The organism is Streptomyces sp. V3I8 (genome assembly GCF_030817535.1).
Lineage (GTDB): Bacteria > Actinomycetota > Actinomycetes > Streptomycetales > Streptomycetaceae > Streptomyces.
In genome coordinates this window covers 2,124,959-2,149,080 of the sequence record NZ_JAUSZL010000002.1, presented here as the reverse complement: position 1 = coordinate 2,149,080, position 24,122 = coordinate 2,124,959, and the positions used below count along the sequence as shown (strand labels likewise).

At 72.2% G+C, this 24,122-nt stretch carries 17 protein-coding genes; 4 read left to right on the top strand and 13 right to left on the bottom strand.

Features of this window, described 5'->3' with window-relative positions:
• Nucleotides 1–135: 135 nt before the first annotated feature.
• The 9 genes from QFZ75_RS41095 to QFZ75_RS09410 all read right to left on the bottom strand — a co-directional run bounded on the left by QFZ75_RS41095 (nt 136) and on the right by QFZ75_RS09410 (nt 12,545).
• On the bottom strand, nt 136–219 hold the full coding sequence (locus QFZ75_RS41095) for a putative leader peptide (RefSeq protein ID WP_310591794.1): 84 nt from the start codon (nt 217–219) through the stop codon (nt 136–138).
• Nucleotides 220–346: 127 nt separating this feature from the next.
• A complete protein-coding gene (locus tag QFZ75_RS09445) occupies nt 347–916 on the bottom strand; it encodes a GNAT family N-acetyltransferase (protein WP_307535488.1) in 570 nt (189 codons plus the stop codon).
• An 81-nt stretch (nt 917–997) separates the two neighbouring features.
• The gene (locus QFZ75_RS09440; protein ID WP_307535487.1) at nt 998–2,404 is read right to left on the bottom strand and encodes a hypothetical protein; all 1,407 of its coding nucleotides are present in this window, start codon (nt 2,402–2,404) and stop codon (nt 998–1,000) included.
• Between the two features lie 217 nt (nt 2,405–2,621).
• Entirely contained in the window at nt 2,622–4,271 is a 1,650-nt protein-coding gene (locus QFZ75_RS09435) for an acyl-CoA dehydrogenase family protein (protein ID WP_307535486.1), read from the bottom strand.
• A gap of 79 nt (nt 4,272–4,350) precedes the next feature.
• Nucleotides 4,351–5,337: a 2,3-diaminopropionate biosynthesis protein SbnA gene (sbnA, locus tag QFZ75_RS09430; protein ID WP_307535484.1), complete on the bottom strand. Its 987-nt coding sequence runs from the start codon at nt 5,335–5,337 to the stop codon at nt 4,351–4,353.
• A 71-nt stretch (nt 5,338–5,408) separates the two neighbouring features.
• On the bottom strand, nt 5,409–6,503 hold the full coding sequence (gene sbnB, locus QFZ75_RS09425; protein WP_307535482.1) for a 2,3-diaminopropionate biosynthesis protein SbnB: 1,095 nt from the start codon (nt 6,501–6,503) through the stop codon (nt 5,409–5,411).
• The gene (locus QFZ75_RS09420; RefSeq protein WP_307544345.1) at nt 6,500–7,504 is read right to left on the bottom strand and encodes a TauD/TfdA family dioxygenase; all 1,005 of its coding nucleotides are present in this window, start codon (nt 7,502–7,504) and stop codon (nt 6,500–6,502) included. The genes sbnB and QFZ75_RS09420 overlap by 4 nt, the downstream gene beginning before the upstream one ends.
• 116 nt (nt 7,505–7,620) lie before the next feature.
• Nucleotides 7,621–9,978: an amino acid adenylation domain-containing protein gene (locus QFZ75_RS09415; RefSeq protein ID WP_307535481.1), complete on the bottom strand. Its 2,358-nt coding sequence runs from the start codon at nt 9,976–9,978 to the stop codon at nt 7,621–7,623.
• A 71-nt stretch (nt 9,979–10,049) separates the two neighbouring features.
• Nucleotides 10,050–12,545: a Pls/PosA family non-ribosomal peptide synthetase gene (locus QFZ75_RS09410; RefSeq protein WP_373465832.1), complete on the bottom strand. Its 2,496-nt coding sequence runs from the start codon at nt 12,543–12,545 to the stop codon at nt 10,050–10,052.
• Nucleotides 12,546–13,400: 855 nt separating this feature from the next.
• Here QFZ75_RS09410 and QFZ75_RS09405 point away from each other — a divergent pair.
• Nucleotides 13,401–14,552 (top strand): YihY/virulence factor BrkB family protein, encoded by a 1,152-nt coding sequence (locus QFZ75_RS09405; protein ID WP_307535480.1) that lies wholly within the window; start codon nt 13,401–13,403, stop codon nt 14,550–14,552.
• A gap of 36 nt (nt 14,553–14,588) precedes the next feature.
• Nucleotides 14,589–15,350 (top strand): helix-turn-helix domain-containing protein, encoded by a 762-nt coding sequence (locus tag QFZ75_RS09400; protein WP_307535479.1) that lies wholly within the window; start codon nt 14,589–14,591, stop codon nt 15,348–15,350.
• Nucleotides 15,351–15,476: 126 nt separating this feature from the next.
• Here QFZ75_RS09400 and QFZ75_RS09395 read toward each other — a convergent pair whose 3' ends face one another.
• Nucleotides 15,477–15,887 (bottom strand): VOC family protein, encoded by a 411-nt coding sequence (locus QFZ75_RS09395; protein ID WP_307535478.1) that lies wholly within the window; start codon nt 15,885–15,887, stop codon nt 15,477–15,479.
• A gap of 72 nt (nt 15,888–15,959) precedes the next feature.
• Here QFZ75_RS09395 and QFZ75_RS09390 point away from each other — a divergent pair, with 72 nt between their 5' ends.
• Together QFZ75_RS09390 and QFZ75_RS09385 are read left to right on the top strand one after the other, a co-directional pair.
• Nucleotides 15,960–16,622: a hypothetical protein gene (locus tag QFZ75_RS09390; protein WP_307535477.1), complete on the top strand. Its 663-nt coding sequence runs from the start codon at nt 15,960–15,962 to the stop codon at nt 16,620–16,622.
• A 58-nt stretch (nt 16,623–16,680) separates the two neighbouring features.
• Nucleotides 16,681–17,349, top strand: coding sequence for a ThuA domain-containing protein (locus tag QFZ75_RS09385; RefSeq protein ID WP_307535475.1), 669 nt, complete (start codon nt 16,681–16,683; stop codon nt 17,347–17,349).
• 270 nt (nt 17,350–17,619) lie between these two features.
• Here QFZ75_RS09385 and QFZ75_RS09380 read toward each other — a convergent pair whose 3' ends face one another.
• The 3 genes from QFZ75_RS09380 to QFZ75_RS09370 all read right to left on the bottom strand — a co-directional run bounded on the left by QFZ75_RS09380 (nt 17,620) and on the right by QFZ75_RS09370 (nt 23,706).
• Nucleotides 17,620–18,648 carry a LacI family DNA-binding transcriptional regulator gene (locus QFZ75_RS09380; protein WP_307535473.1) on the bottom strand — a complete coding sequence of 343 codons (1,029 nt, stop codon included), beginning with the start codon at nt 18,646–18,648 and terminating at the stop codon, nt 17,620–17,622.
• Between the two features lie 353 nt (nt 18,649–19,001).
• The gene (locus QFZ75_RS09375; RefSeq protein ID WP_307535472.1) at nt 19,002–20,831 is read right to left on the bottom strand and encodes a ThuA domain-containing protein; all 1,830 of its coding nucleotides are present in this window, start codon (nt 20,829–20,831) and stop codon (nt 19,002–19,004) included.
• A gap of 16 nt (nt 20,832–20,847) precedes the next feature.
• Complete coding sequence (locus QFZ75_RS09370; RefSeq protein WP_373465831.1) at nt 20,848–23,706, bottom strand: PQQ-dependent sugar dehydrogenase; 2,859 nt, start codon at nt 23,704–23,706, stop codon at nt 20,848–20,850.
• Nucleotides 23,707–24,122: the final 416 nt, after the last annotated feature.

Sequence of the window (24,122 nt, the reverse complement as noted above, 5' to 3'; positions counted from 1 at the left end):
GGCGGATGCGGCTCTGACCTGCGCGTACGAGCACGTACGGGCGCATGCGGGCATACGTGCGCGTCGTTGCTCACGTCGTGGCAGGGGGATGTCGGCGGTGCTGGGCGCGGGGTCACGAACCCCTGGCGCGATGGATCAGCGGGCCGGACAGATGGCACTGGACATGCGGCCGAGGTCGACGTGGCGCCGACTCACCAAGGCAATTCCAGTTCCAGACATGACGGAAGCGTGTCACGGCGATCTGGACACAGTCCAGCTTCATCCATGATGTGGACACCCTTGTCCCGACTCGTGAGACAAGGGTGCTGTCGGTCACAGGACGTGGCGCGGGCGGTGTCCTGGCAGGTCAGCCGACCTGTGCCCCGGGCCAGGGCCCGGGTGCGGCCACCTCCGGCTCCTCCTCGACCTTGGTGTCGAAGAGCCTGAAGCCGCGGCGCAGGTAGTTGTCCATCGCGTGCTCCCCGTCCTTGCTGCACGTATGCAACCAGACGCGCTCGGTCGGCACCCGGCCGGGCCAGCGGTGGGCGAGGTCCCAGGCCCGCGCGACCCCGTACGACAGGAGGTGCCCGCCGATGCGCCGACCGCGGAAGGCCGGGATCAGCCCGAAGTAGACGATCTCCACGACACCGCCGTCCCGCGCCCCCAGCTGCACGTACCCGGCGGGGGTCCCGCGGTCGTACGCCACCCAGGTCTCGGTGCCGGGGCGGTCCAGCTCCTCCCGCCACTGCGCGTACGTCCAGCCGAGCCGGTCCGTCCAGCGGATGTCGCCGCCGACGGAGGCGTACAGGAAGCGGCTGAACTCGGGGGAGGGCACCTCGGCCCGGACGATCCGGACGTCGCCGTCCGGGGCGGCGGCGGGCAGCAGGTCGGCCGGGGAGGTCTGCTCCAGGGACCAGGTGGTCACAGCGATGCTCATGCGCCTCAGCGAACCACGCGGGCGGCCCCCGCTCCACGCCGGGGCCGCCCGCGCGTGAAGGTCACCGCGTCGCCGGGACGGTCACTGCACCGCGTCGTCGACCGCCGACAGCGGGACCGCGTACAGCACCCGCTCCGGAATGGCCGGTGGCTCCCACTCGTTGTCCTCGTTCGCCGCCCACTCGGTGAGCGTCCACAGCTCGCCGGTCTCCTGCCAGTACGACAGCGACTCGGTGTGCTGCCCCCAGCAGGCGTACGACGTGCCGCCGGACCCGCACTGCGCGGCCTTCGCGGCGCTCTCGTCCTGCCGCCAGAGCGTGCCGTGCCGATCACGGGTGCCCGGGGCGTAGGCGGTGTACCAGTCGGCCTCGTCCGCCCCGCCCGGTGTGTGCGACAGGACCCCCTGGAGCCCGACGGCGTCGGTCTCGTAGGCCTCGTCGGCGTCCACGATGCCGTTTGCGTCGCTGCCGAGCAGGCCCGTGCGCTCGCTCGCGGTGCTGTAGGAGTAGCGCCAGACGCGGGCCGGTTCGGTGCCGCCCGAGCTGAACCACTCGTTGGCGACCAGGCTGTCCGGGGCCGAGGTGCGGTCCAGGGAGATCGAGGCGAAACAGGGGCGGGCATTGTTGTCGCCCGCGCTGCACGCCCCGCCGGTGAGGTTGTACGAGCCCATGGCCGGCAGTACGTACTGGTAGCCGCGCGCCGACCAGCCGCCGTCCACCTTGCCGATCCCGGAGCTGTTCACGTCGGCCCGCAGGATGCGGTTCATGTCGAAGACGAACAGGGCGTTGTCGTGGTCGGCGCCGTTCTTCGCGGTGACGATCAGCTTGTCCTGGTACCAGACCATGCCGCCGATGTGCGAGCGGACGGCTCCGAAGTCCTTGCCGCCCGAGAGCGGCGCGACCAGCAGGACCCAGCGGTACTTCAGGTTCTTCGGGTCGTTCGCGTCGATGAAGGCGACCCTGGCCAGGCCCTTGTCGGCCGCCGGCTCGCCCGCCCTGTGGTCGTTGTGGGTCCAGCCGGCCAGGATGACCCGGTCGGAGCCCCACTTGCCGTCGTCGTCGGCGTCGCCCGAGGTGGTCACGGACTGCGGCAGCCACTTCTGCGTGGTGGCGTCCCCGCTGTCCCAGCAGTACGCGCGGGTGGCGGTCGGCTCGACGGGCAGAGCGGCCGCCTCGGTGGCGGCGCAGTCGGCCTTGTTGCGCATCGGGTGGTTGGCGCTCCTCAGGACGTCGTCGACGCCGAGGGCCCCGCCCATGCCGCTCTGCAGGGTGTCCAGTGTCGACTCGGCGACCAGGTTCTCGTGCAGCTGGAGCTTGTTCGTCTCGGCGGACGAGGTGAGGGGCTTCAGGGGGCCGGGGTTGTCGCTGCCCGCGGCCTGCGAGGTGGTGATGATGGTGGCGGCGGCGGTGAGGGCCAGGGCGGTTCCGGACAGGACGCCCCGCAGGACACGCCCCTTGTTCCGGCGGCGGTGTCTGCCTCGGTACGTCATGCGTCCTCCCGTCGGCGGCCAACTGCCTCCCTCGATCCGACGGTTGGGCCGGAGGAGACGGATGTGGGGGGCCGTGAGAGGGATGGTACGGCAGAGGGGGGCGAGCCAGGCCGAATACCCCGTAATAGGTGGGGATGACCTTCAGGCGCCCACCGCGGCCGGGGCGGGGCGCGCACCGGGCGGCGGGACGGATCAGGGGGCCGGGCCCCGGGACGGGTCAGGAGACGGGGCGGGCGCGCTCCACCACCGCGGCCAGGTCGAGGGTGTGCGGCAGCGTTCCCAGCGACGATCCCCAGTCCCCGCCCAGGCGCGAGGCGCAGAACGCGTCGGCGACCTCCGGCGGCGCGAAGCGCACCAGCAGCGAGCCCTGCAGCACCACGGCGATCCGCTCGACCAGCCGCCGGGCCCGCCCCTCGACGCCGCCCAGGTCGGCGAGTTCGGTCAGCAGGTTCTTGATCGCCCCGTCCAGGCGGTGGTCGGCGCCGCGCGCCAGCCCGACCTCCCGGAGGTACGCGTTCAGCGCGGCCGGCTCCCGCTGCAGGGCCCGCAGCACGTCGAGGGCCTGGACGTTGCCCGCGCCCTCCCAGATGGAGTTGAGCGGCGACTCGCGCAGCAGCCGCGGCATGCCGGACTCCTCCACGTACCCGTTGCCGCCCAGGCACTCCAGGGCCTCCGCCACGACCGGGGTGCACCGCTTGGTCACCCAGTACTTGGCCGCGGGCACCGCGAGCCGCAGGAAGGCCCGCTCCTGCTCGCCGCCGTCGTCGTACGCGGCGGCCAGGCGCAGCGCGAGGGCCGTCGCCGCCTCGGACTCCAGGGCCAGGTCCGCCAGCACGTTGCGCATCAGCGGCTTGTCGATCAGCCGGCCGCCGAACGCCTCGCGGTACTCGCAGTGGTGCACGGCCTGCGCGACGGCCTGCCGCATCAGCCCCGCCGAGCCGAGCACGCAGTCCAGCCGGGTCGCCGCGACCATCCCGATGATGGTGCGCACCCCGCGCCCCTCCTCGCCGACCCGGCGCGCCCAGGTCCCGTCGAACTCGACCTCGGCGGAGGCGTTCGACCGGTTGCCCAGCTTGTCCTTGAGCCGCTGGATCCGGAACACGTTGCGGGTGCCGTCCGCCAGCACGCGCGGCACCAGGAAGCAGGTGGGACCGCCCGCCCCGCCGGCCTGACCCGTCTGCGCCAGCACCAGGAAGCCGTCCGACATCGGCGCCGAGCAGAACCACTTGTGCCCCGTCAGCTCGTACGTCCCGTCCTCGGCGAGCGCCCGCGCGACCGTCGTGTTCGCGCGGACGTCGCTGCCGCCCTGCTTCTCCGTCATGCCCATCCCGAACAGCGCGCCCGCCTTCAGGGCGGCCGGCCGCAGGTCCTGGTCGTAGACCGTGGAGGTCAGCCGCGGCTCCCACTCGGCCGCCAGCGCCGGGTCGGCGCGCAGCGCGGGCACCGCCGCATGCGTCATCGACAGCGGGCAGCCGTTGCCCGACTCGACCTGGCTCCACACCAGGAAACCGGCCGCGCGCCGCACATGACCGCCGGGCCGCGCCCAGGCGGCCGTCAGCCCGGCCGAGACGCCCTTGCCGAGCAGCCGGTGCCAGGACGGATGGAACTCGACCTCGTCGACGCGCTCGCCGTAGCGGTCGTGGGTGAGGAGCTTCGGCGGGTTCTCGTTGGCCAGCGCGCCCCACTTCTGGACCTGGGCGGACCCGGAGGTGCGCCCGAGGGCCGACAGTTCGGCGCGCGCGCCGTCGAGCAGCGCGGGATCGAGGTGCCGGTCGACGGCCTCCACGAGAGCCCGGTCGGCGGTGAAGAGGTCGTACGCGACCAGCGGCGGAGCCTGGTTGGTCACGGTGTGGGTGCTGGCTGCCATGACGCGAACCTACCCGTGGTGCGGCGATCGTCACCAAACTCCCGCCGCACCCCCCGTGTGCCCGTACGCCGCCGCCCCCTCAGGCCGGGCGCGAGAGCGCGGCCAGGTCGCCGGAGCCGAGCGTGTCCTCACCGCGCGGCTCCACCGACCAGTCCGGGCTGTGGACGGTGTCCAGGTAGCGCTCGCCCAGGTCGGGGGCGATCGCCACCGAGGTGAGGTCGCGCCGCCCGTGCAGGTCCAGCCAGGTGGTCGCCCCGCTCACCACCGTGCCGGTGGAACCGCCGAAGAGGAATCCCCGGGCGGCCAGCCGGCGGCAGACGCGGACGGTGTCCGCCTCCTCCACGTGCACCACGTCGTCGACGTACGACGCGTCGAGCAGGGGCGGACGTACGCCCATGCCGAGGCCGGGGATCAGCCGGGGGCGCGCGGGCCCGCCGAAGGTCACCGAGCCGACGCTGTCCACCGCGACGATCCGCACCCGGCGCCGCCACTGCCAGAACCAGCGCGCGCAGCCCATCAGCGTGCCGGTCGTGCCGGCCCCCACGAACAGCACGTCCAGGTCCGGGAAGCGGCGGGCGATGGCCGGCGCCGTGGTGCGGTAGTGCGCCCGCCAGTTGCTCTCGTTGACGTACTGGTTGAGCCAGACGTACCGGTCGTCCGAGGCGCACAGCGCCCGCACGTACGCGATCCGGGCGCCCAGGAAGCCGCCGTGCAGCGCGGGTTCGTCCACGACGTGGACCACGCTGCCCAGGGCCTCCATCATCCGCCGGGTCGCCGGATTGCAGCGCGCGTCGGTCACGCACCGGAACCCGTAGCCGCGGCTCGCGGCGATCACGCTCAGCGCCACGCCCAGGTTCCCGGACGACGACTCGACCAGGACGGACCCCGGTCGCAGGGCGCCGCTGCGCTCGGCGGCGTCCACCATCTCGGTGGCCGCCTTCATCTTGATCGACCCCGCGAAGTTGAACCCCTCGCACTTCAGGAAGAGCGGCAGCCGCATCGCCGCCCGCAGGTCGACGTAGAGCTCGTTCTCGTTGAATTCCGACGGATCGGAAATGACAGGCATGAGTCCCCCTCGTTCATGCGGCCCGCGTGCGGCGCCGTGCCCCACGTCCCGTGGGGCACGGCGCCCGCCGGTCAGCCGTGCCGGCGCAGCTCGTGGAAGAACCCGTCCACGACGTGCGGCTCGCCCCTGCGGGCCACCTCGTCGTGGACGAACTTGCCGACCGCGAGGTCCAGGACCCCGAGGCCGAAGGGCGAGAACACCACCGTCCGGTCGGCCGGTACGGTCACCCGCCCGGACAGCACGTCGTCCAGCGTGCCGTCGATGAAGTCCCGGCCACCGGTCAGGCGTTCGGCCAGGTGCGGGGAGGTCTCCGCCTTCAGGCAGTGCTCGACGTCGTCCACGAAGTTGGCCGAGGCGAGCAGGATCTCGGGCGCCAGATCGCGCAGCGACACGTGCAGCACCAGGGGCGCGTGGTCGAACCAGCCGACGTCGTGGACGTGCGGCTCGCCCGCGACGGTGGCGAAGACCAGCAGGTCGCTGGAGCGGATCAGCGACTCGGCGCCGCCGTGCACGGTGATGTTCCCCTTGGCGCCGGACCGTTCCAGGTAGCCGCGGAACCCCGCCGCGCTGTCCGCGGACAGGTCGTACACCCCGGTCTCCTCGAACGACCAGCCGGTGGCGGCCAGATGGGTGTGGATGTAGCGGGCGATCAGTCCCGTGCCGACGAACCCGACCCGGACCGGCCGGGTGCGGCCGCGGCTGAGCCGGTCGGCCGCGAGGGCCGCGGAGGACGCCGTCCGGGTGGCGCTGATGATCGAGCTCTCCAGGCAGGCGAACGGGTAGCCCGTGTCGTGGTCGTTGAGGATCAGCACGGCCGAGGCGCGCGGCAGCCCGGACGTGGTGTTCCCGGGAAAACTGGAGATCCACTTCATGCCGTCCACCCGTACGTCCCCGCCGACCGACGCGGTCAGCGCGATGATCCGGGACGACGGGCGGTCCGGGAAGCGCAGGAAGAACGACGGCGGATTCACCGAGTCGCCCGCCCCGTGCAGCCGGTACACCGCCTCGACGAGGTCCCCTATCTCGGTCTCCCGCCCCTCCAGCGCCTGTTGCACCTGCGCCCCCGATACGACGGAGAACGCGGGAGCGGTGAGCGCCCCCGGTTCCGGTCCTGTCGCCGGTCCTGTTCCCGGTGCGGTCCGTGCCGTGCCGTCCGCGCTGCTCATGCGGTCCTCGTTCCGGTCGTCGGTGTGCGGTCGGTCAGCCGTACCGGGTCGGCCAGTGCGGCGAGCACCTCGCGCGGGCCCTCGAAGGGCTCCCTGCCGTGCGCGGTGCGGATGTTGTCGACGAGCAGCAGGTCGCCGGAGCGCCACGGCTCGCGCGCGGTGTGGGCCTCGTACACGGCGTTGATCTCCCGGACGACGTCCTCGCCGATCGGGTCGCCGTTGCCGTGGCGGGTGTTGAAGGGCAGGCCGTCGGGGCCGTAGACGTCCACCAGGTACTCCCGCACCTCGGGGTCCATCGTCCATTCGTTGAGGAAGGCGATCTGGTTGAACCAGCAGGGCTGTCCGGTGACGGGGTGGCGGACCACCGCGGCACGGCGCTGCCGGGTGTGCAGGGAGCCGTCGTCCTGCCAGGCGGTCTCGATCGCGTGGGAGCGGCAGTAGCCCTCGACGGCGGCACGGTCCTCGGTGCCGAAGGACTCGGCGAGGGTCGCCCCGATCTCGTCGTTGTACGTCCGGGTGAGCAGCCAGCCCTCCCGCGCGAACCGTTCGGTGAGCGCCCCGGGCAGCGCGTTCAGCACGTCGACGGCGTCGGCGACCGCGGTGGCGCCGCCCCCGTCCGGCGCGTCGAGGCACGCGAACAGCATCAGGCCGGGGAGGTCGAGCGCGTAACTCAGCTCGTGGTGCATGCACATCTGCTGGTTGGGCGGCCACTTGGACGAGGAGTACACGCCGTCCGCGTACGTCCGCCGGGGCGCGAAGGACTCCCGGTCGGGCATCAGGGAGTCGGACAGCAGCCGGAACACGTCCGCGGTGGTGTCCGGGTCGCCCAGACCCAGCCCGCGGACCAGGACGCTGCCGTGCCCGGCGACCACGGCGCGCAGCGCGTCGCGGTGCGCGCCCGCCCAGGCCCTCGCGTCGTGCACCGCGCCGGCGCGCAGCACGGGCGGGCTGCCGGGGCGCAGGTCCAGGTCGGGCAGCAGTGTCCGGGACGAGGACGTCATCGGGTGGTTCCCTTCGGTCGTGCGCCGGTCGTCCGGCACGCGGATGTGCGGGTGCTCCCGCGGGTGGTCCTCGGTGCGTTCCGCGGCCGGGGTCCGGCCCCGGCGGCCGGCCCACTTCACGAGGCCTCCCGGCGCGCGCCGTCGAGCAGCTGCGCCAGGTCCGCGAGGACCGGGCGGCGCGTGACGTCCTTGAGGGTGATCGCCCGGTCCAGGGCGACCGCGAGCTTCACCGCCGCGAGCGAGGTGCCGCCGCGGTCGAAGAAGTGGTCGAGGCGGCCGATCCGGTCCGCCGGGACGCCCAGCACCTCGGCCCAGGCCGCCGCGAGGCGCCGCTCGCCCGGCGTGCCCGGCGCGTGCGTGCCGTCCCGCCCGCCCGCACCGCCGCCCGTACCACCGGCGGCGTCGAGCTCCCCGGCGAGCGCGGTGAGGGTCCTGCGGTCGGTCTTGCCGTTGGCGGTCAGCGGCAGGCCCTCGCGCCAGTGCACGGCCGACGGCACCATGTACGCGGGCAGCGAGGCGGCCAGCCGCTCCCGCACCGCCCCGGAGCCGACGGGGCCGGGACCGGCGCAGAACGCCACCAGCCGGGTGCCGCCCACGACGACCACGGCACCGTCCCGGACCCCGGCCACCCGCAGCAGGGCGTTCTCGATCTCGCCGATCTCGATGCGGAAGCCGCGGATCTTGACCTGGCCGTCCCGGCGGCCCAGGAACTCCAGTTTCCCGTCGGGCAGCCACCGGCCGCGGTCCCCGCTGCGGTACAGCCGCTCGCCCGGCCGGTACGGGTCCGTGGTGAACGCCGCCTCCGTGCGCTCGGGGTCGTTGACGTACCCGCGGCCGACGCAGACCCCGGAGAAGACGATCTCACCGGGCGCGCCGAGCGGTACGGGCGACAGGTGCTCGTCGACCACGTACACGCGCACGTTGGTGACCGGCCGGCCGAGCGGGACCCGGTCCCGGTCCGGGACCCGGGACATGACCTCGTGGTTGGTGTCGTCGGAGGTCTCGGTCAGCCCGTACGCGTTGGCCAGCCGGATCCCGGGCTCGGCCGCGAACCAGCGCTGGACGAGTTCCTTCTTGACGGCCTCCCCGGTGACCGACACGCAGTGCAGGTCCGGCAGCGCGCGCGGCCGCTGCTCCAGCTCGGCCAGCACGGCCTCGAGGTAGGACGGCACGACCTGGAGCACGTTGACCCCGCCCGCCGCGACCGTGTCGACGAACCGCGGGACGTCCAGGATCACCTCCTGGGGGACCAGCAGGGTGCGGCCGCCGACCAGGAGCGCGCAGACCAGCTGCCACAGCGAGATGTCGAAGCACTGGGGCGCCGTCTGCGCGACGACCTGCCCCTCGCCGACGCCCAGGTCGTCGATCTTGGCGAGGACGTGGTTGACGAATCCGGCGTGCTCGCACATCGCGCCCTTGGGCTCACCCGTGGAGCCGGAGGTGAAGTAGATGTACGCGAGCCGGTCCGCGCCGACGGGCACACCGAGGTCGCCGTCGGCGTGCTCCTCCGCGTAGGCGGTGTCGACGTGCAGGGTGCGGGCGCCCGTGTCGGCCCGGTCCAGCGTGCCGGTGCTGCCGCGCTCGGTCAGGACCAGTTCACAGTCCGCGCGCCGCAGCGTCGCCTCGATGCGTCCGGCGGGGAAGTGCGGCTCGACAGGCAGGTAGACGCCGCCCGCCTTGAGGACGGCGAGAACGGCGGCCAGCCAGTCCAGGTCGCGCTCCATGACGACCGCGACGACCCCTTCGGGACGCAGCCCGCGGGCGAGCAGCGCCCGGCCGAGCCGGTTGGCCCGCGCGTTGAGTTCGCGGTACGTCCACTCCTCGTCGCCGCGCACGGCGGCGACCGCGTCGGGATGCGCCGCCACCCGCTCCTCGAAGAGCTCGTGGACGCGGCGGTCCGGCAGCTCGCGGCGCGGTCCGGCCAGCCCGTCGAGCTGGAACCGGAGTTCGCCGTCGCCGGGCAGGCCCGGCCGGTCGTGCCCGGCGTCCGGGTCGGCGGTGAGCCGGGCGAGCGCGGTCAGGTGGTAGCCGGCGATCCGGGCGGCGGCCCCGGCGTCCAGGACGTCGGTGCGGTAGCGCAGGCGCAGGGCACGGTCCTCGAACCGCACCCGCAGCGCGGTGTCCTCGCGGACGTCGCCGCCGTGCGGATCGAGTACGGCCTCGAAGGAGACCGGCCCGCCGCCCGCCTCCCGCACCACCGGTGTCCTGGCGGCCTCCCGTACCGCCAGGTCCGCCTGTGCGAGCAGGTCGCGCCACGGGCCGGCGCCGACGGTCAGCCGACTGCGCAGCGGCGCCGCGCCCTTCGCCGGGACGTAGCCGGTGACGACCTCGCGCTCACCGGACAGTGCGGCGAGGACCTTGGCGTGCGCGGCCAGGAGCGCGGACGGCTCCGTCCTCAGGCCGTCGGGCAACGGGACCTCGTACTCCGCCGTGCCCGGGACCGGGTCGGGCGCCCACCTCGGGATGGTGTCCATTTCTTGTTCCCCCTGTGTTTCGTAAGAGTCGTAGAGCCGTAGAGTCGTAGAGCTGCGGTGCCGCGGTGCCGTCAGGTGCGCCGCAGCGCGACCGCCGGGTTCCCGCCCCAGTGCGCCCCCGGCGGTACCTCCTCGCCCTTCATCAGGAAGGAGTCGGCGGCCAGTACGGCGCCGTCCCCCACCGACGTGCCGTAGTGGACGAGCGAGCCGGTGCCGAGCGTGACGCCGGCCCCGATCTCGATGTGGTCGGACTTGAAGGTGCCGTCCTCCTGCGAGTGCGCCTGCACCTTGCTGTGCGCGCCGAGCGTGCAGTCGTCCCCGACGGCGGTGAGCGTGCGCTCGGTGATGTAGGCGCCGTCGTCGAAGACCCGGCGGCCGATGCGGACCCCGAGGAGGCGCCAGAGCAGGTTCTTGAACGGGGTGCCGTTGAACACGGCGATGTGCCGGTCGGGAAGCTTCCAGAGCCGTTCCTGCCGCCAGAAGAGCGGGTCGTAGATCGAGTGCAGCCGCGGCTCCAGCGGACGGAACCGCAGGATCAGCCGCTCCACCAGCACGTAGTAGACGGTGGTGAAGACGAGCCCGGCGACCAGGGACGCCCCGATCAGCAGGCCGCCGACGGCGCTGTGCTCCCCGTACAGGTCGAGGGCGGCGAAGCCGAGGACCGTCAGCACGAACCAGTCGAACCACCGGATGAACAGGAACAGGCCCATCGTGCGCAGGTTGTGGCGGTTCTTCGCGGCGAGGCGGCGGTGCAGTTCGTCGCCCTCCCGCAGGTGGTCGAAGCGCGTGTCGCGCTCCACGGTCCGCGGGATCTCGAAGGGCGGTGAGCCCAGCAGACCGACCCCTTCGCGGACCTCCCCGTCGAGCGGCACCATGACCTTCGTCGCGAGCAGGACGTTCTCGCCCGTGCGGCCGCCCACCGGGTAGGCGATGTGGTTGCCCAGGAAGCTGTTGGCACCGATCGTCGTGCGCGAGACCCGGAACGACGTGCCCGAGAACTCGGCATTCATGATCGAGAGGCCGTCGGCGACCATCGTGCCGCTGCCGACGGAGGCCAGGAACGGCGTCTCGTGCGCCACCGCCGTGCCGAAGTTGGAGCCGGTCTGCTCGACGTGCGAGAGGTCGTACCCGAGCGCCCGCAGGTAGTGGACGACGTACGAGCTGTCCCCGCACAGCCACATGAAGAACTTGAGGTTGGTCAGCCGCGCGATCGTGCGCTGCACCGAGTAGTGGAAGCCGTAGAGCGGATAGACCCGGTCCGGCTCCAGGAACCGGTCGAGCAACCGCGGGACGACGGTCACGACGGCGAAGCCGGCCAGGACGAAGCCGGCGAAGAGCGCCAGCGACAGCCCGAAGGCCTCGGCGTAGAACCGCCCCGACGTGATGTGCAGCGTCTCCCGGTCCAGCAGCACGTCCAGCGACGGCGCCACCGTGAGCAGCATGTACGCGCCCCCGACGAGCAGCGGCACGGAGACCAGGAGCGTCTGGAGCACGGTGGCCAGGCCGTAGCCCACCCGGCGTGCGGTGCCGCAGTCCGCCGGGGCGACCCGGACGTGGTCCACGTCCGTGCGCCGGGCCGGCGAGCCGTGCCAGTGCTGCCCGGCCGGCACCGAGGCGCCGCCGTACAGCGCGGACGCGTGGCCGAGCTGGGTCCCGTCCCCCATGGTGGTGCCGATGTCGAGGACGGTGTTCTCGCCCACGAACACGTCCCGGCCCAGGGTGACGCGGCCGGTACGGATGCGCCCCGCGTGCGCCTGGTAGCAGAGGAAGTGCGAGTCCTTGCGGATCACCGTGTTCGCGCCGACGGTGAACAGGTCGGTGCAGACCGGGACCGCGGGGGAGAGGATCGTGACGTTCCTGCCGATCCGCGCCCCCAGGGCCCGCAGGTAGAGCACGTAGAGCGGATTGCCGACGAACAGGATCATCGGGTTCGCGTGCAGCAGCACCTTGACGGTCCAGAAGCGCAGGTAGGCCATGCTCCAGACCGGGAACTCGGTCTCCTTCCAGCGGCCGACCAGCACCCACTTGGCGGCCACCGGCACCGTGCACAGGCCGACGAAGACGCCGCCCCCGAAAAGCACCGACCGCAGGTAGACGTCCAGGAGGCCGTCGCCGGCCGAGACCCAGTCGTACCCCTGTGCGGTGACGAGCCCGGAGAGCAGGCAGTACAGCGCGAACGTCAGGAACTGGAGCGCCCCGCACAGCACGTACCGCGCGTCGCTGCCCCGCGCGGGCGGCTCGGCCGGGGCCGGCGGCGGCTCGGGCGCCTCCACCGGGACCTCGGCGAGCGCCGCCGCCAGGCCGCGGATCGTCGGGTGCCCGTACACGTCGCGCATCGACACGGCCGGCAGGTCGGGATGCTTCCTGACCCGGGCGCAGAAATGTGCCATGACCAGGGAATTGGCGCCGAGGTCGTCGAAGAAGTGACTGTCGAGGGGGACCCGCTCGGCGCGTACGACACCGGCGAGCACCTCCGCGAGGACATGTTCGGTCCCGTCCACCGGGTCGCGGGTGGCCGACGGCGGCGCCGGGGCGACGGCCGTGACCTCACCGGGATTTCCCACCACGTGATCTCCTTGCTGGCGATTGCTGACACTTGCGGACCGTTCGGAGTTTTTGTGACTCGGAGGGGAATACGAAGGATTCCCGCCCGCAGTTTCAATGCGCGCCCGAATTGGTGACGAACGGTGTGTGGGTGAACGAAATGATTCCTGTGTGACTCCGGCACGGAAAGGGGCGGGAATCTCGGGAATCACGGGAGCGATGGGATGCCCGGGAGCGACGGGCATCATGCGAATTACGGGAATCGCGGGAATCGCGGGAATCGCGGGAAGCGGAGAGCGGACAGGGCTGTATCGTTCGTGAAGTGACCGGAGTGAGTGGAGTGGCCGCGTGAAACGGTGCGGAGCAGCACGGCATGATCCGCGTGGCTCCCACGCGGATCACGGGTAACGCGGCTGTGCGGGGCTCCGTTCCGGGCCCGCTGAGTCCCCCGTGTCGTGGTGCGACCGGGCCGCCCCCACGTGCCCGGTTTGAATGCAATCCGAATTGTTTCGGCGGGCCGGTGAACGGGTCAAGGGCGTTTCTGCCTATGGCGCTTTCTCGCCGTTCGACGCTTCGACGGCCGGCCCCCCGGACGATCTCGCCCGCGCCCACGACCGGGGAACTCGCCCATGCGCAGCGCATATATCGTTGCCCCTTCCGCTTCTGGAGGGTCAACTATTTGGCCGCGGGTTCATGACAAGAAGCAGGTTCGATTTCCCTTTACGATCGCCATGGAATTGCCGCCGGTTTTCCACCGCGTGACGGAACCGGGGGAGCGCCGTTCCGCGGGCGGGAGGCGCGCCCCGCCCGTGCCGGGTCCGCCAGGAAGGTGGCACCGGGGGATGAGTGCGACCTCGTCCGGCGGATACCTTTAGGACGTGCAGCCAGCAAGTGAACCCCCTCAGAGGCCGTCCGGTCGCCTCCACCGGGCGCGTGCCCTCTACCGGAACGTCTCCAAGCGCAGGACCGCCTGGCTGCTGCTCAAGGACACCGTGAACTCGTGCGTCGAGTACCGCATCCTCGGACTCGCGGCGGAGGCGGCGTTCTTCACGCTGCTGTCCGTGCCGCCGCTGCTGCTGAGCATGATCGGCCTGCTCGGCTACGTCGACGACTGGACCGGCGCCGACACCATCGCCAGCGTGGAGAACAACCTCCTGGAGGCCTCCCGCACGGTCCTGACCGACAAGGGCGTCACCCAGATCGCCCAGCCGCTCCTGCACGACGTGATGGAGGGCGGCCGCCCCGACGTCATCTCCCTGGGCTTCCTGTTCGCCCTGTGGTCCGGCTCGCGCGCGGTGAACGTCTTCATCGACACCATCACCGTCATGTACGGCCTCGACGGGGTGCGCGGCATCGTCAGGACCCGGCTGATGGCCTTCCTGCTCTTCCTCGTCGCCCTGATGATCGGCTCGGTCGCCCTGCCGCTGATGGTCGCGGGCCCGGACGCCGTGGTGGACTTCCTGCCGTGGTCGACGACCGTGGTCCAGGTCCTCTACTGGCCCGTCGTCATCGTCCTGTCCGTCGTCTTCCTGACGACGCTGTACCACGTGTCAGTACCGGTGCGCTCGCCGTGGATCGAGGACGTGCCCGGCGCCCTCGTCGCCCTCACCATGTGGGTGCTGGGCAGCTTCCTGCTGCGCATCTACCTGACGAACACCGTCGAGGGCCCCACCATCTACGGCTCCCTCGCCGCGCCCGTCGCCGTCCTCCTGTGGATCGGTGTCTCCGCCTTCGCCGTGCTGGTGGGCGCCGCCGTCAACGCCGCCATCGACCGCGTCTGGCCGGCCGCCGCCACCGCCGCCGCCCGCGCCGTCAACGAGCGGCTGCGCGCCGAGCAGGCCGCCGACCTGGTGGCCCGCGCGGCCGCGGCCCGGGCCGCACAGCTCGACGACCCGGACGACCCGGACATGCCCTCGGAGTTCCCGGAGCGCTGGTCCCGCTTCCTGCCCCCGGAGGACGTGACCTCCCGCCTGCGGACCCACGCCAGGACGACCCCCAGACCCGGGGACGGGACACCCCCGCCGCAGTGACGCGACGGGGCCCTGGGGCGGCGTAACCTCCTGACCGTGGCCGAGCCGTACGCCGAGACGTCGCCGGCGGCGTACCGGGAACGGGCGTCGCGGCTCACCGGCGCGGTCGTGTGGACCCGTACCGCCGTGCCCGGTGACGCCTCCCCGGTGCTGCCCGACGGGTGCATGGACCTGCTGTGGACCGAGGGCCGGCTGTTCGTCGCGGGCCCCGACACCCACGCCTACGTGAGCGACGGCTCCGACGGCCCCGACAGCTCCGACGACCGCGGTGGCCCCGGCCGCGGCCCGGTGCGGTACGCGGGGGTCCGGTTCTTCCCCGGCACCGCGCCCTCCTACCTGGGCGTGCCGGCCCATGAACTGCGCGACCGGCGCGTCGACCTCGCCGACCTGTGGGGCGGGGGCGCGGCGCGGCGGCTGACCGAGCGGGTGGACGCGGCGGGGGACCCGGCCGCCGCGCTCGAGGCGGTGGCCGTGCGGCGGGCCGCCGACGCCGAACCGCCCGATCCGCGCCTCGGAGCCGTCGTCGCGGCTCTCGCGGCGGGGCGCGCGGTCGCCCCGACGGCCGAGGAAGTGGGCTGGAGCGCGCGGCAGCTGCACCGGCGCGCGCTGGAGGCGTTCGGGTACGGGCCCAAGACCCTCGCGCGGGTGCTGCGGCTGCAGCGCGCGCTGTCGCTGGCGAGAGACGGACTGCCCGCGGCCGAGGTCGCCGCGGTCACGGGATACGCGGACCAGGCCCATCTGGCGCGGGAGGTACGGGAGCTGGCGGGGGCACCTCTGGGGTCACTGCTCCGCCGCTGAGCCGGCCGCCGTGCCGGGCGCGCGGGACGTGGAGGTCGTGGGGGCCGTGAGGGGCGCGAGGGCGCGGGGGCGCGGGGAGCTGCGCGGGCGGCCCACCCCCATGCGCGCCCCCGCGCGGCGCCGGCGCTACACGGTGTCGAGATGGGCGAAGAGGTCGACGCCGTTCCCGTCGGGGTCGTGGACCACCGCGTACCGCATCCCCCAGGGCGCGTCGAACGGCTTGAGCTCCCCCGCGTGCCCCGCGGCCAGCAGACCGTCGTACGTGGCGTCCACCGCCGCGGGGCTGTCGCACAGGAAGGCCAGTCCGATACGGCCCCCGCCCGCCGGCGGCCGCCAGTCCGGGTGGAACGAACGGATGGTGTCCTCCGTGTCGAGCGCGAGACGCAGACCACCGGGCAGCTGTGCCTCGACGTGCGGCGCGCTCTCGGCCCCCTCGGGGAACTCGAGGCCGAGCCGGCGGTAGAAGGCGAGCGAGGCGGCCAGGTCGGAGACGACGAGACCGATGAGATCGAAGCGTGGAGCCGTTCGTGAGGTCATGGGACCACCGTAGGGACACCGGTGGGCACGGGTCTTGAAGGAATCGGACGCCCGTGCGGCAGGATGACGGCCATGACCCGTGCCGTGCGCGCCCTGCCGCTGTTGCTGCTCCCGTTCCTCCTCGTCGCCTGCGGCACGCAGGAGGCGAGGACGGGAACGGGAGCGGCAACGGGGACCGGCTCGGGGACGGGCAGCGCGGCCGACCCCGCCGAACTGGCGTCGCGCGCCGAGGCGTTGGGGGTGGCGCCGGAGCTGGTCTACGTCACGCGGGCACCCGGGTTCGCCGTGGCCGGGCAGTCGGTGGGCGTGTTCGGGGACGACGGCTTCCACGCGGCTTACTTCAACCGGAAGACCCGTGCCCAGGTGGAGATGTTCGTGGACCGGGGCACGCTGACCGCGAAGAACTGCCCCGCGGCGCAGCTCGGGCAGGGCGGCCCGACGCAGCCGGCCACCTGCGAACGCGACGGGAACCTCTGGTACCGCGAAGCGGCCGGCAGCCACGAGTACGCCGTGCCGCGCGACGGCCACGTCATCCGGCTCGTCGGTGACGCGGACCGGCTGGACCGTGCCGTCCTGCGGGCGGCGGCGGAGGCGGTCCACCGTCCCGACGCGGAGGAACTGACCGCGCTCCTGCCCCCGGCACCCGAGGGCTCGGCGACCGAGCCGGTCGAACGGGGCGACCTGCCACCGGTGGGCGACGGGGCGCCGGACAACGAGGTGGGCGCGTCCGGCTGAGCGCCGGCCCGAGGACCGTTCAGGAGGGCCGCGCGACAGGCGCCGTAGAGTCGGCTCCATGGCAGCACAGCACGCCGGACCCCGGCTCGTCGTCTACACCCGCACCACGGACTACCGCCACGAGTCGATCCCGGCCGGCATCGCCGCCGTACGGTCCCTCGGCGCCGCGCACGGTTTCACGGTCCACGCGACGGAGGACCCCGGCTTCTTCGACGCCCCCGTGGGCCCGTACGCGGCCGTCGTCTTCCTCTCCACCAGCGGCGACGTCCTGACGCCGGCGGGCCGGGAGCACCTCGCCGCGTACGTGGAGGCGGGCGGCGGCTTCGTCGGGGTGCACGCGGCGGCCTGCACGGAGTACGACTGGCCCTACTACGGCGAACTGCTGGGCGCCCGCTTCGCCCGCCACCCCGAGTACCAGAAGGGCCGGGTGGTCGTGGAGGACCACGACCACCCGGCCACCCGGCACCTGCCCGGCACCTGGAACCTCACGGACGAGTGGTACGACTTCCGCGCCGGCCCGCGGAATTCGGTACGCGTCCTGCTCTCTGCCGACGAAACCTCCTACGAGGGAGGCGGAATGGGCCAGGACCATCCCCTGGCCTGGTGCCACGAACAGGGCAGGGGCCGATCCTTCTACACAGCCCTGGGCCACGCGGACGAGGCCTACGACAACCCCGACTTCCGCACCCACCTACTGGGCGGAATCACCTGGGCATCCCGCCTCTGACCCCGAACTTCCAGAAACACGGCGTCTCTGAGGAGCGCGGCGAACGGCACAGTCCTTTGCCTTTCAAGGGCGCGGGGAACGGCGCAGTCCTTTGCCCTTCAGGGGCGCGGGGAACGGCGCAGTCTTCTGTCTTTCAGGGGCGCGGCGAACGGCACGGTCCTTTGTCTTTCAGGGGCGCGGGGAACGGCGCAGTCTTTTAGGGGCGCGGGGAACTGCGCGACCAGCCACGACGCACCCGCACCCGACGACCCCCGCTCCCAAGCCCTCCGCTCAACGCACCGCCGTACTCGCCCGCACAACCAACGACGTCGACAACTCCGTCCGGGTCCCCTCGGGCCGCTCCCCACCCATCATCCGCACCAGCAGACGCAGCGCAACCGCCGCCATCTCCGACAACGGCTGCCGCACGGTCGTCAGCGCAGGCGAGACCCAGTGCGCCTCGGGCAGATCGTCGAAGCCGACCACACTGACATCGCCCGGCACGGACAATCCCCGCTCGCCAAGCGCCCGGTACGCCCCGAGCGCCATCCGGTCCGAGCACACGAAAACGGCCGTGGGCGGCTCCGGCAGGTCCAGCAGCTCATGCATCCGGCGACGCGCGGAACCCTCGTCGAAGCTGCCGTACCGCAGGTACTCGGCCCGATGCCGCACCCCCGCCGCCGCGAGCGCCGACCGGTACCCGGCGACACGCGCGTTGCTGCACATCCGGCGCCGGTAGCCCGCGATGACGGCGACGCGTTCGTGGCCGAGCGAGAGCAGGTGCTCGGTGGCGGTCACCCCGCCGTGCCAGTTGGCCGCGCCGACCGACACGACCCCCGGCGGCGGCTCCAGCACCGGGTCGATCAGCACGAACGGGATCCGGTGCTGCTCCAGCCAGGCGTACTGGGGCGCGGTCAGCTCGGCGAGGTTGAGCAGCACCCCGGAGGAGCCGCGCGCGGAGAGCTTGTCCAGCCAGCCGCGTTCCGGGCGGCCGCCCCGGGTGCGGGTCAGCCCCGCCGTCACCACCACCTCCAGACCCGCGTCGTGCGCGGCCTCCTCCACACCGTGCAGGACGGCACCCGACCAGGAACTGTCGAGCGGGTCCACGACGAGATCGACCAGGCCCGGCGACTTCAGCCCGTCGAACCGGGGTCTGCGTACGTACCCCAGCCGGTCGAGCGCCTCCGTGACCCGCCGGCGGGTCTCAGGCGCCACGTCCTCCCGGCCGTTGACCACCTTCGAGGCCGTCGGCACCGACACCCCCGCCTCGCGTGCGACGACCGCGAGGGTCGGCCCCGCCACGCTCCCGGTACGCACCATGGAGCCCACCTCTCCGGCCCCGTCCCGAGGGCCCGCGAAAGTTTCGGGTAGAAAGCGCTTCCTATGCCGCTCCTACAGTAAGGCCGCCCGAACTCGCCGTGGAAGAGCGGGTACTCGGTGGAATTCCCCGGAGCCGAAACTCTCGAAATGCCGAATGTGCAGGTAGTGGCCGGTTCCGGACCGGCGGCAGGCCGGACGCGGTGCGGCTCGCGCCCGCCCGCCCACACGGTCCCCCGCACCCCGAAAAAGAAAGACCGCGCCCTCCGGGGGGCGCGGGGAACTGCGTGGTCGGCCCACGACGGGGCGCGGGGGCCCTCCTCGGAGGGCCCCCGCTTCAGCACTTCAACCGGAGGTCACGGCAGGGTCCATTTCTGGTTGGCGGCGGTGTGGCAGGTCCACAGGTGGACGGCGGTGCCGTCGTTCCATGTGCCGCCGGAGGCGTCCAGGCATTTGCCGGACTGGGGGTTGCGGACGGTGCCGTCGGCCTGGGGTGTCCAGGTCTGGGCGCCGGAGCCGTTGCAGGTCCAGAGCTGGATCTTGGTGCCGTCGGCGTTCGCTCCGCCGGACACGTCCAGGCACTTGCCGAGCGCCCGCAGCGTGCTGTCGCCGGGGACGGTCCACTTCTGCGCGCCGGACCCGTTGCAGGTCCAGATCTGCACCTTCGTCCCGTCGGCGGTCTGGGCGTTGTCGATGTCCAGGCACTTGCCGTTCACGCCCTTCACCTCACCCGAACGCGGCCCCGGCTCCTGGCCGCCACCCCGCTTGACCCGGATGTTGCGGAACGACACGTCGTCCCCGTCCCCGTGGTTCTGCAGCCCGACATGCCCCTGCCGCAGACTCCGTACGGGATCGGTGTTGGTGAAGTCGTTGATCTTCCGCCCGTTGAGGAAGATCTCCAACCGCTCCCCGGTGACCCGGAGTTCGTACGTGTTCCACTCACCCGGCGGATTCAGCGCGGCGTCCCGCGCGGCGACGTCCGCCGACTTGAAGCCGTACACGGCCCCCGTGGTGCGATCGACGGCGTCGGTCGCGTCGATCTGGATCTCGTAGCCGTTGTCCACCGCGGACCACGGGTCGTCGGAGGCCGGGAAGCCGATGAAGACACCGGAGTTGTCGTCCCCGGCCATCCGCCAGTCGAGCTTGAGCGAGTAGTCGCCGGTGAACTCCTGGCCGGAGTACCAGAACAGCCCCATCCCGCCCACGGAGGTGAGCGTGCCGTCCGCGAGGCCGAACTGCCCCGGCCCGGCCTGCTTCCAGCCGCTGGTCGACGAACCGTCGAACAGGGGCGTGTAGCCGGTCTCCGGTCGGCAGTCGGCGTCGGTCATCCCGGCCGCCCAGCGGATACCGCCGAGCAGGTGCCGCCGGAAGGCGGGGTCGGCGTACGACTCGTCGGTGTGCCCGCCGCCGGTGTAGAAGGCCCGGCCGCCCTGGTAGTCCTTGCACCAGGCGATCGGGTGGTCGCCGGACATGTTCCCGCCCGTGTAGCTGGACTCGTCGAGCGAGGCCAGGACATGGGCGGTGGTGCGCGGGTTGGTGCGGTAGTTGTACCACTCGTCGGTGCGCTGCCAGGCGGAACCGAGGTGCGCGGTGGCGTCGTGCGCCCGGTCCTCGACCTTCACGGTGGCGGACTGGATGGCCGGGTGCGAGTGGAACAGCGCGCCGGCCAGCCCCTCGTAGAAGGGCCAGTCGTACTCGGTGTCGGCGGCGGCGTGGACGCCGACGTAGCCGCCACCGCCCTTGACGTACCCCTCGAAGGCGGTCTGCTGGGCGGCGTTCAGCACGTCGCCCGTCGTCGACAGGAAGACGACGCTCTTGTACTGGGCGAGGTTGCCGGTGGTGAAGGTCCCGGCGTCCTCGGTCGCGTCCACGGTGAAGTTGTTCGCGGTGCCGAGGCCGCGCAGGGCGGCGATGCCCTCGTCGATCGAGTCGTGGCGGAAGCCCGCTGTCTTGGAGAAGACGAGGACCTTGTACGCGGGGTCGGCCGCGGCGCGTGCCGTCGCACCGGCGGATCCGGTGTCGGCGGATCCCCCGGTACGGGCGGAACCGGCGCCGACCGGAGCGGCGCCGACCGAACCGGTGCCGACGGACTGGCCCACCGCGCCGGGCAGCGCCGTGGCCTGTGGTGACAGGCAGAGCGCGGCACCGGTGAACAGGCCGAGGACTGCTTTCAGATAGGTACGCATGTCGGTCTCCTCCCTCCTACGGCAGGGTCCATTTCTGGTTGGCGGCGGTGTGGCAGGTCCACAGGTGGACGGTGGTGCCGTCGTTCCATGTGCCGCCGGAGGCGTCCAGGCATTTGCCGGACTGGGGGTTGCGGACGGTGCCGTCGGCCTGGGGTGTCCAGGTCTGGGCGCCGGAGCCGTTGCAGGTCCAGAGCTGGATCTTGGTGCCGTCGGCGTTCGCTCCGCCGGACACGTCCAGGCACTTGCCGAGCGCCCGCAGCGTGCTGTCGCCGGGGACGGTCCACTTCTGCGCGGCGGAGTTGTTGCAGGTCCAGATCTGCACCTTCGTCCCGTCGGCGGTCTGGGCGTTGTCGATGTCCAGGCACTTGCCGTTCACGCCCTTCACCTCACCCGAGCGGGTGGTGTCGCCCGAGGTGGTGAAGGAGAACTCGTCCAGGTCGAAGAGCGCGCCGCTGCCGCCCTTGAAGACCAGGTGGAGGGAGGTGGAGCCGCCGGGCTGGTTGCTCAGGCCGGCCGTCACGTCCTGGAAGGTCTCCCATCCGCCGGTCACGGGCACGGTCGCCGTGCCGAGCAGGGTGCCGGTGGCGGACCCGGCGCGGACCTCGATCGTGCCGCCGGCGCCCGCCGAGGAGACCCGGGCGGTGAACCGGGTCGCGTTGCCGAGGGCGTACGGCCGGAAGGAGATCCAGTCGCCGTTCTCGATGTTGCCGACGGTCTTCCCGCCGTGCGCGGGGGCGTGGGAGACGACGTCGACGCCGGACGAGGCGCCGTAGTGCTCGCCCTGCCGTTGACCGGGCTGGACGACGTGCTGGTCGTGCGCGGTCAGCGCGGGCTGTCCGGCGGCGCCCTTGTCGGTGTACTCGGCGTCGATCACGCCGAAGATGTTGGCGTTGGGGTCGTGCTCGCCGTCCGCGAGGGTCTGGAGCGTGCCGGTGCACCCGGTGGTCGAGGTCTGCGGATGGCCGTGGCTGTCGTGACCGACGATGAAGGTGACCTTCACCTTGGTGCAGTCGATCGTGCCGTCCTCGGGATCGGTCACCGTGACCTTGAAGGGAATCGCGTCCCCGAAGTCGTGGATGCTTCCGTCGAGCGGCAGGTCCAGCCGCACCGTGGGCGCGGTGTTGCCCACCGTGATCTGCACGGAGGCCGTCGCGGACTTTCCGGTGGTGTCCGTGACCTTCACCGTGGCCGTGTACTGGCCGTTGCTCGTGTAGGTGTGCGAGGGGTTGGCGGCGGTGGAGGTGCCGCCGTCGCCGAAGGTCCAGGCGTAGCCGAGGGCGCCGCCGTCCGGGTCGGTGCTGCCGGCCGAGGAGAACGACACGGCCAGCGGTGCCCCGCCCGAGGTGACGTTCGCCTTCGCCTGCGCCGTCGGGGCGAGCCCGTCCGTGACGTGCTCGATGCGGTACAGCGCCGAGTTCTCGTCGCCGCTGAAGTAGCCGGTGCCGTAGTCGAGGACGTACAGGGCGCCGTCGGGGCCGAAGGCCATGTCCATCACCTGGGTGCCGGTCCAGGGGAAGGAGTTGATGGACTGCACGGTGCCGTCGCCGCCGGCCTCGATGCGCTTGATCCAGCGGCGTCCGAACTCCCCGGCGAAGAAGTCGCCGTCGAACGCCTGCGGGAACTTCACCTCGGAGGTGGAGCCGGCGTCGTAACGGTAGACGGGGCCGCCCATCGGGGACTCCGAGCCGTTGCCGAACTCCGGTACGGACGCGCCGTCGTAGGGGATCCAGGCGGGCTGGACCGCGGGCAGGTCGGTCAGGCCGGTGTTGCGCGGTGAATTGTTGGTGGGCGCCGCGCAGTTGAAGGCGGAGCCGGAGGCGCCGGTGGCGAAGTTGTAGTCGATGTAGGCGTCGTTCCTGCCGGTGCAGTAGGGCCAGCCGTAGTTGCCGGCCTTGGTGATCCGGTTGAACTCCACCTGGCCGCCCGGGCCGCGGGTGGGGCTGGCGGTACCGGCGTCGGGGCCGTAGTCGCCGAGGTAGACGATGCCGGTGGGCTTGTCGACGCTCATCCGGAAGGGGTTGCGGAAGCCCATCGCGTAGATCTCGGGGCGGGTTCTCGCGGTGCCGGGCGCGAAGAGGTTGCCGCTCGGGATCGCGTACGACCCGTCGGCGTTGACCTTGATCCGCAGGACCTTGCCGCGCAGGTCGTTGGTGTTGCCCGCGGAACGCTGGGCGTCGAAGGCGGGGTTGCGGGTGGCACGCTCGTCGATCGGGGTGTAGCTGTCCGAGGCGAACGGGTTGGTGTCGTCGCCGGTGGACAGGTACAGGTTCCCGGCCGCGTCGAAGTCGATGTCGCCGCCCACGTGGCAGCACAGGCCACGGGAGGCGGGCACGTCGAGGATCTTCTTCTCGGTGGCGAGGTCCAGGGTGCCGTCGGTCTTCAGGACGAACCGGGAGAGCCGGTTGACCCCGTCGAAGGGGGTGAAGTCGGCGGCGGTGCCGTCCGCCGGGGCGTCACCGGCCGGGGTGCTGAGCTTGGGCGCGTAGTAGAGGTAGACGAACCGGTTGGAGCTGAAACCGGGATCCACGGCGACGCCCTGCAGCCCCTCCTCGTCGTGGCTGTAGACGTCCAGTCTCCCCGCGACGGAGGTGGTCCCCGCGGCGTTCGTCAGCCGGACCGTGCCGTCCCGGGCGGTGTGCAGGACCGAGCGGTCCGGCAGCACGGCCAGGGTCATCGGTTCGCCGGTCTCGGCCACGCCCTTCGCGAGCGTGACCTGCTGGTACTCGACGGCGGCGGCCTTCGGCCCGTCGGCAGGCCCCGCCTGGCGGGCGGTGTCGGCGGCGGCCGGGGACAGGGGCAGCAGACAGCCGACGGCGCAGGCCAGGGCGGTCAGTAGGTAGTGGACACGTCTGTGTCCGAGCGGGTTCTTGCGCACAGAGCTCTCCCGAAGTGGGGTGGGATGAGGACAGTCCTCAGCGGACTGCCAAGCGGTGCACAGGCGCGCGCCGTCGCGCCGTTCAGCCCGGTCGCAGCAGCGCTGTGACCGGTTCATTTCAAGGAAGTTAGCGACCTTTGTAGAACTCCGTAACCCGCCGGGCACAACTTCCCGATACTTTTTCCCCAGCGAGGACAAAGTGACGTGCGGACATGGCCGGAGGCGAGCCCCCGAAGGACCGCGCCCCGCTGAAGACTGCCTGGCGGGGGCGGGAGCGTCTTTCAGGGGCGCGAGGAACTGCGCGCTCGCCCACGACGCACCGGCAGATGTCGTGCGACCTCGGCGCCCCGGGTCTTCAGGGGCGCGAGGAACTGCGTGCTCGCCCACGACGCACCCGCAGGTGTCGTGTGACCTCG

What these genes read in the sequence shown, in the direction of transcription:
- QFZ75_RS41095 (WP_310591794.1), bottom strand. Translation starts at nt 219, where the DNA reads ATGTCTGGAACTGGAATTGCCTTGGTGAGTCGGCGCCACGTCGACCTC.
- QFZ75_RS09445 (WP_307535488.1), bottom strand. Translation starts at nt 916, where the DNA reads ATGAGCATCGCTGTGACCACCTGGTCCCTGGAGCAGACCTCCCCGGCC.
- QFZ75_RS09440 (WP_307535487.1), bottom strand. Translation starts at nt 2,404, where the DNA reads ATGACGTACCGAGGCAGACACCGCCGCCGGAACAAGGGGCGTGTCCTG.
- QFZ75_RS09435 (WP_307535486.1), bottom strand. Translation starts at nt 4,271, where the DNA reads ATGGCAGCCAGCACCCACACCGTGACCAACCAGGCTCCGCCGCTGGTC.
- sbnA (WP_307535484.1), bottom strand. Translation starts at nt 5,337, where the DNA reads ATGCCTGTCATTTCCGATCCGTCGGAATTCAACGAGAACGAGCTCTAC.
- sbnB (WP_307535482.1), bottom strand. Translation starts at nt 6,503, where the DNA reads ATGAGCAGCGCGGACGGCACGGCACGGACCGCACCGGGAACAGGACCG.
- QFZ75_RS09420 (WP_307544345.1), bottom strand. Translation starts at nt 7,504, where the DNA reads ATGACGTCCTCGTCCCGGACACTGCTGCCCGACCTGGACCTGCGCCCC.
- QFZ75_RS09415 (WP_307535481.1), bottom strand. Translation starts at nt 9,978, where the DNA reads ATGGACACCATCCCGAGGTGGGCGCCCGACCCGGTCCCGGGCACGGCG.
- QFZ75_RS09395 (WP_307535478.1), bottom strand. Translation starts at nt 15,887, where the DNA reads ATGACCTCACGAACGGCTCCACGCTTCGATCTCATCGGTCTCGTCGTC.
- QFZ75_RS09390 (WP_307535477.1), top strand. Translation starts at nt 15,960, where the DNA reads ATGACCCGTGCCGTGCGCGCCCTGCCGCTGTTGCTGCTCCCGTTCCTC.
- QFZ75_RS09385 (WP_307535475.1), top strand. Translation starts at nt 16,681, where the DNA reads ATGGCAGCACAGCACGCCGGACCCCGGCTCGTCGTCTACACCCGCACC.
- QFZ75_RS09380 (WP_307535473.1), bottom strand. Translation starts at nt 18,648, where the DNA reads ATGGTGCGTACCGGGAGCGTGGCGGGGCCGACCCTCGCGGTCGTCGCA.
- QFZ75_RS09375 (WP_307535472.1), bottom strand. Translation starts at nt 20,831, where the DNA reads ATGCGTACCTATCTGAAAGCAGTCCTCGGCCTGTTCACCGGTGCCGCG.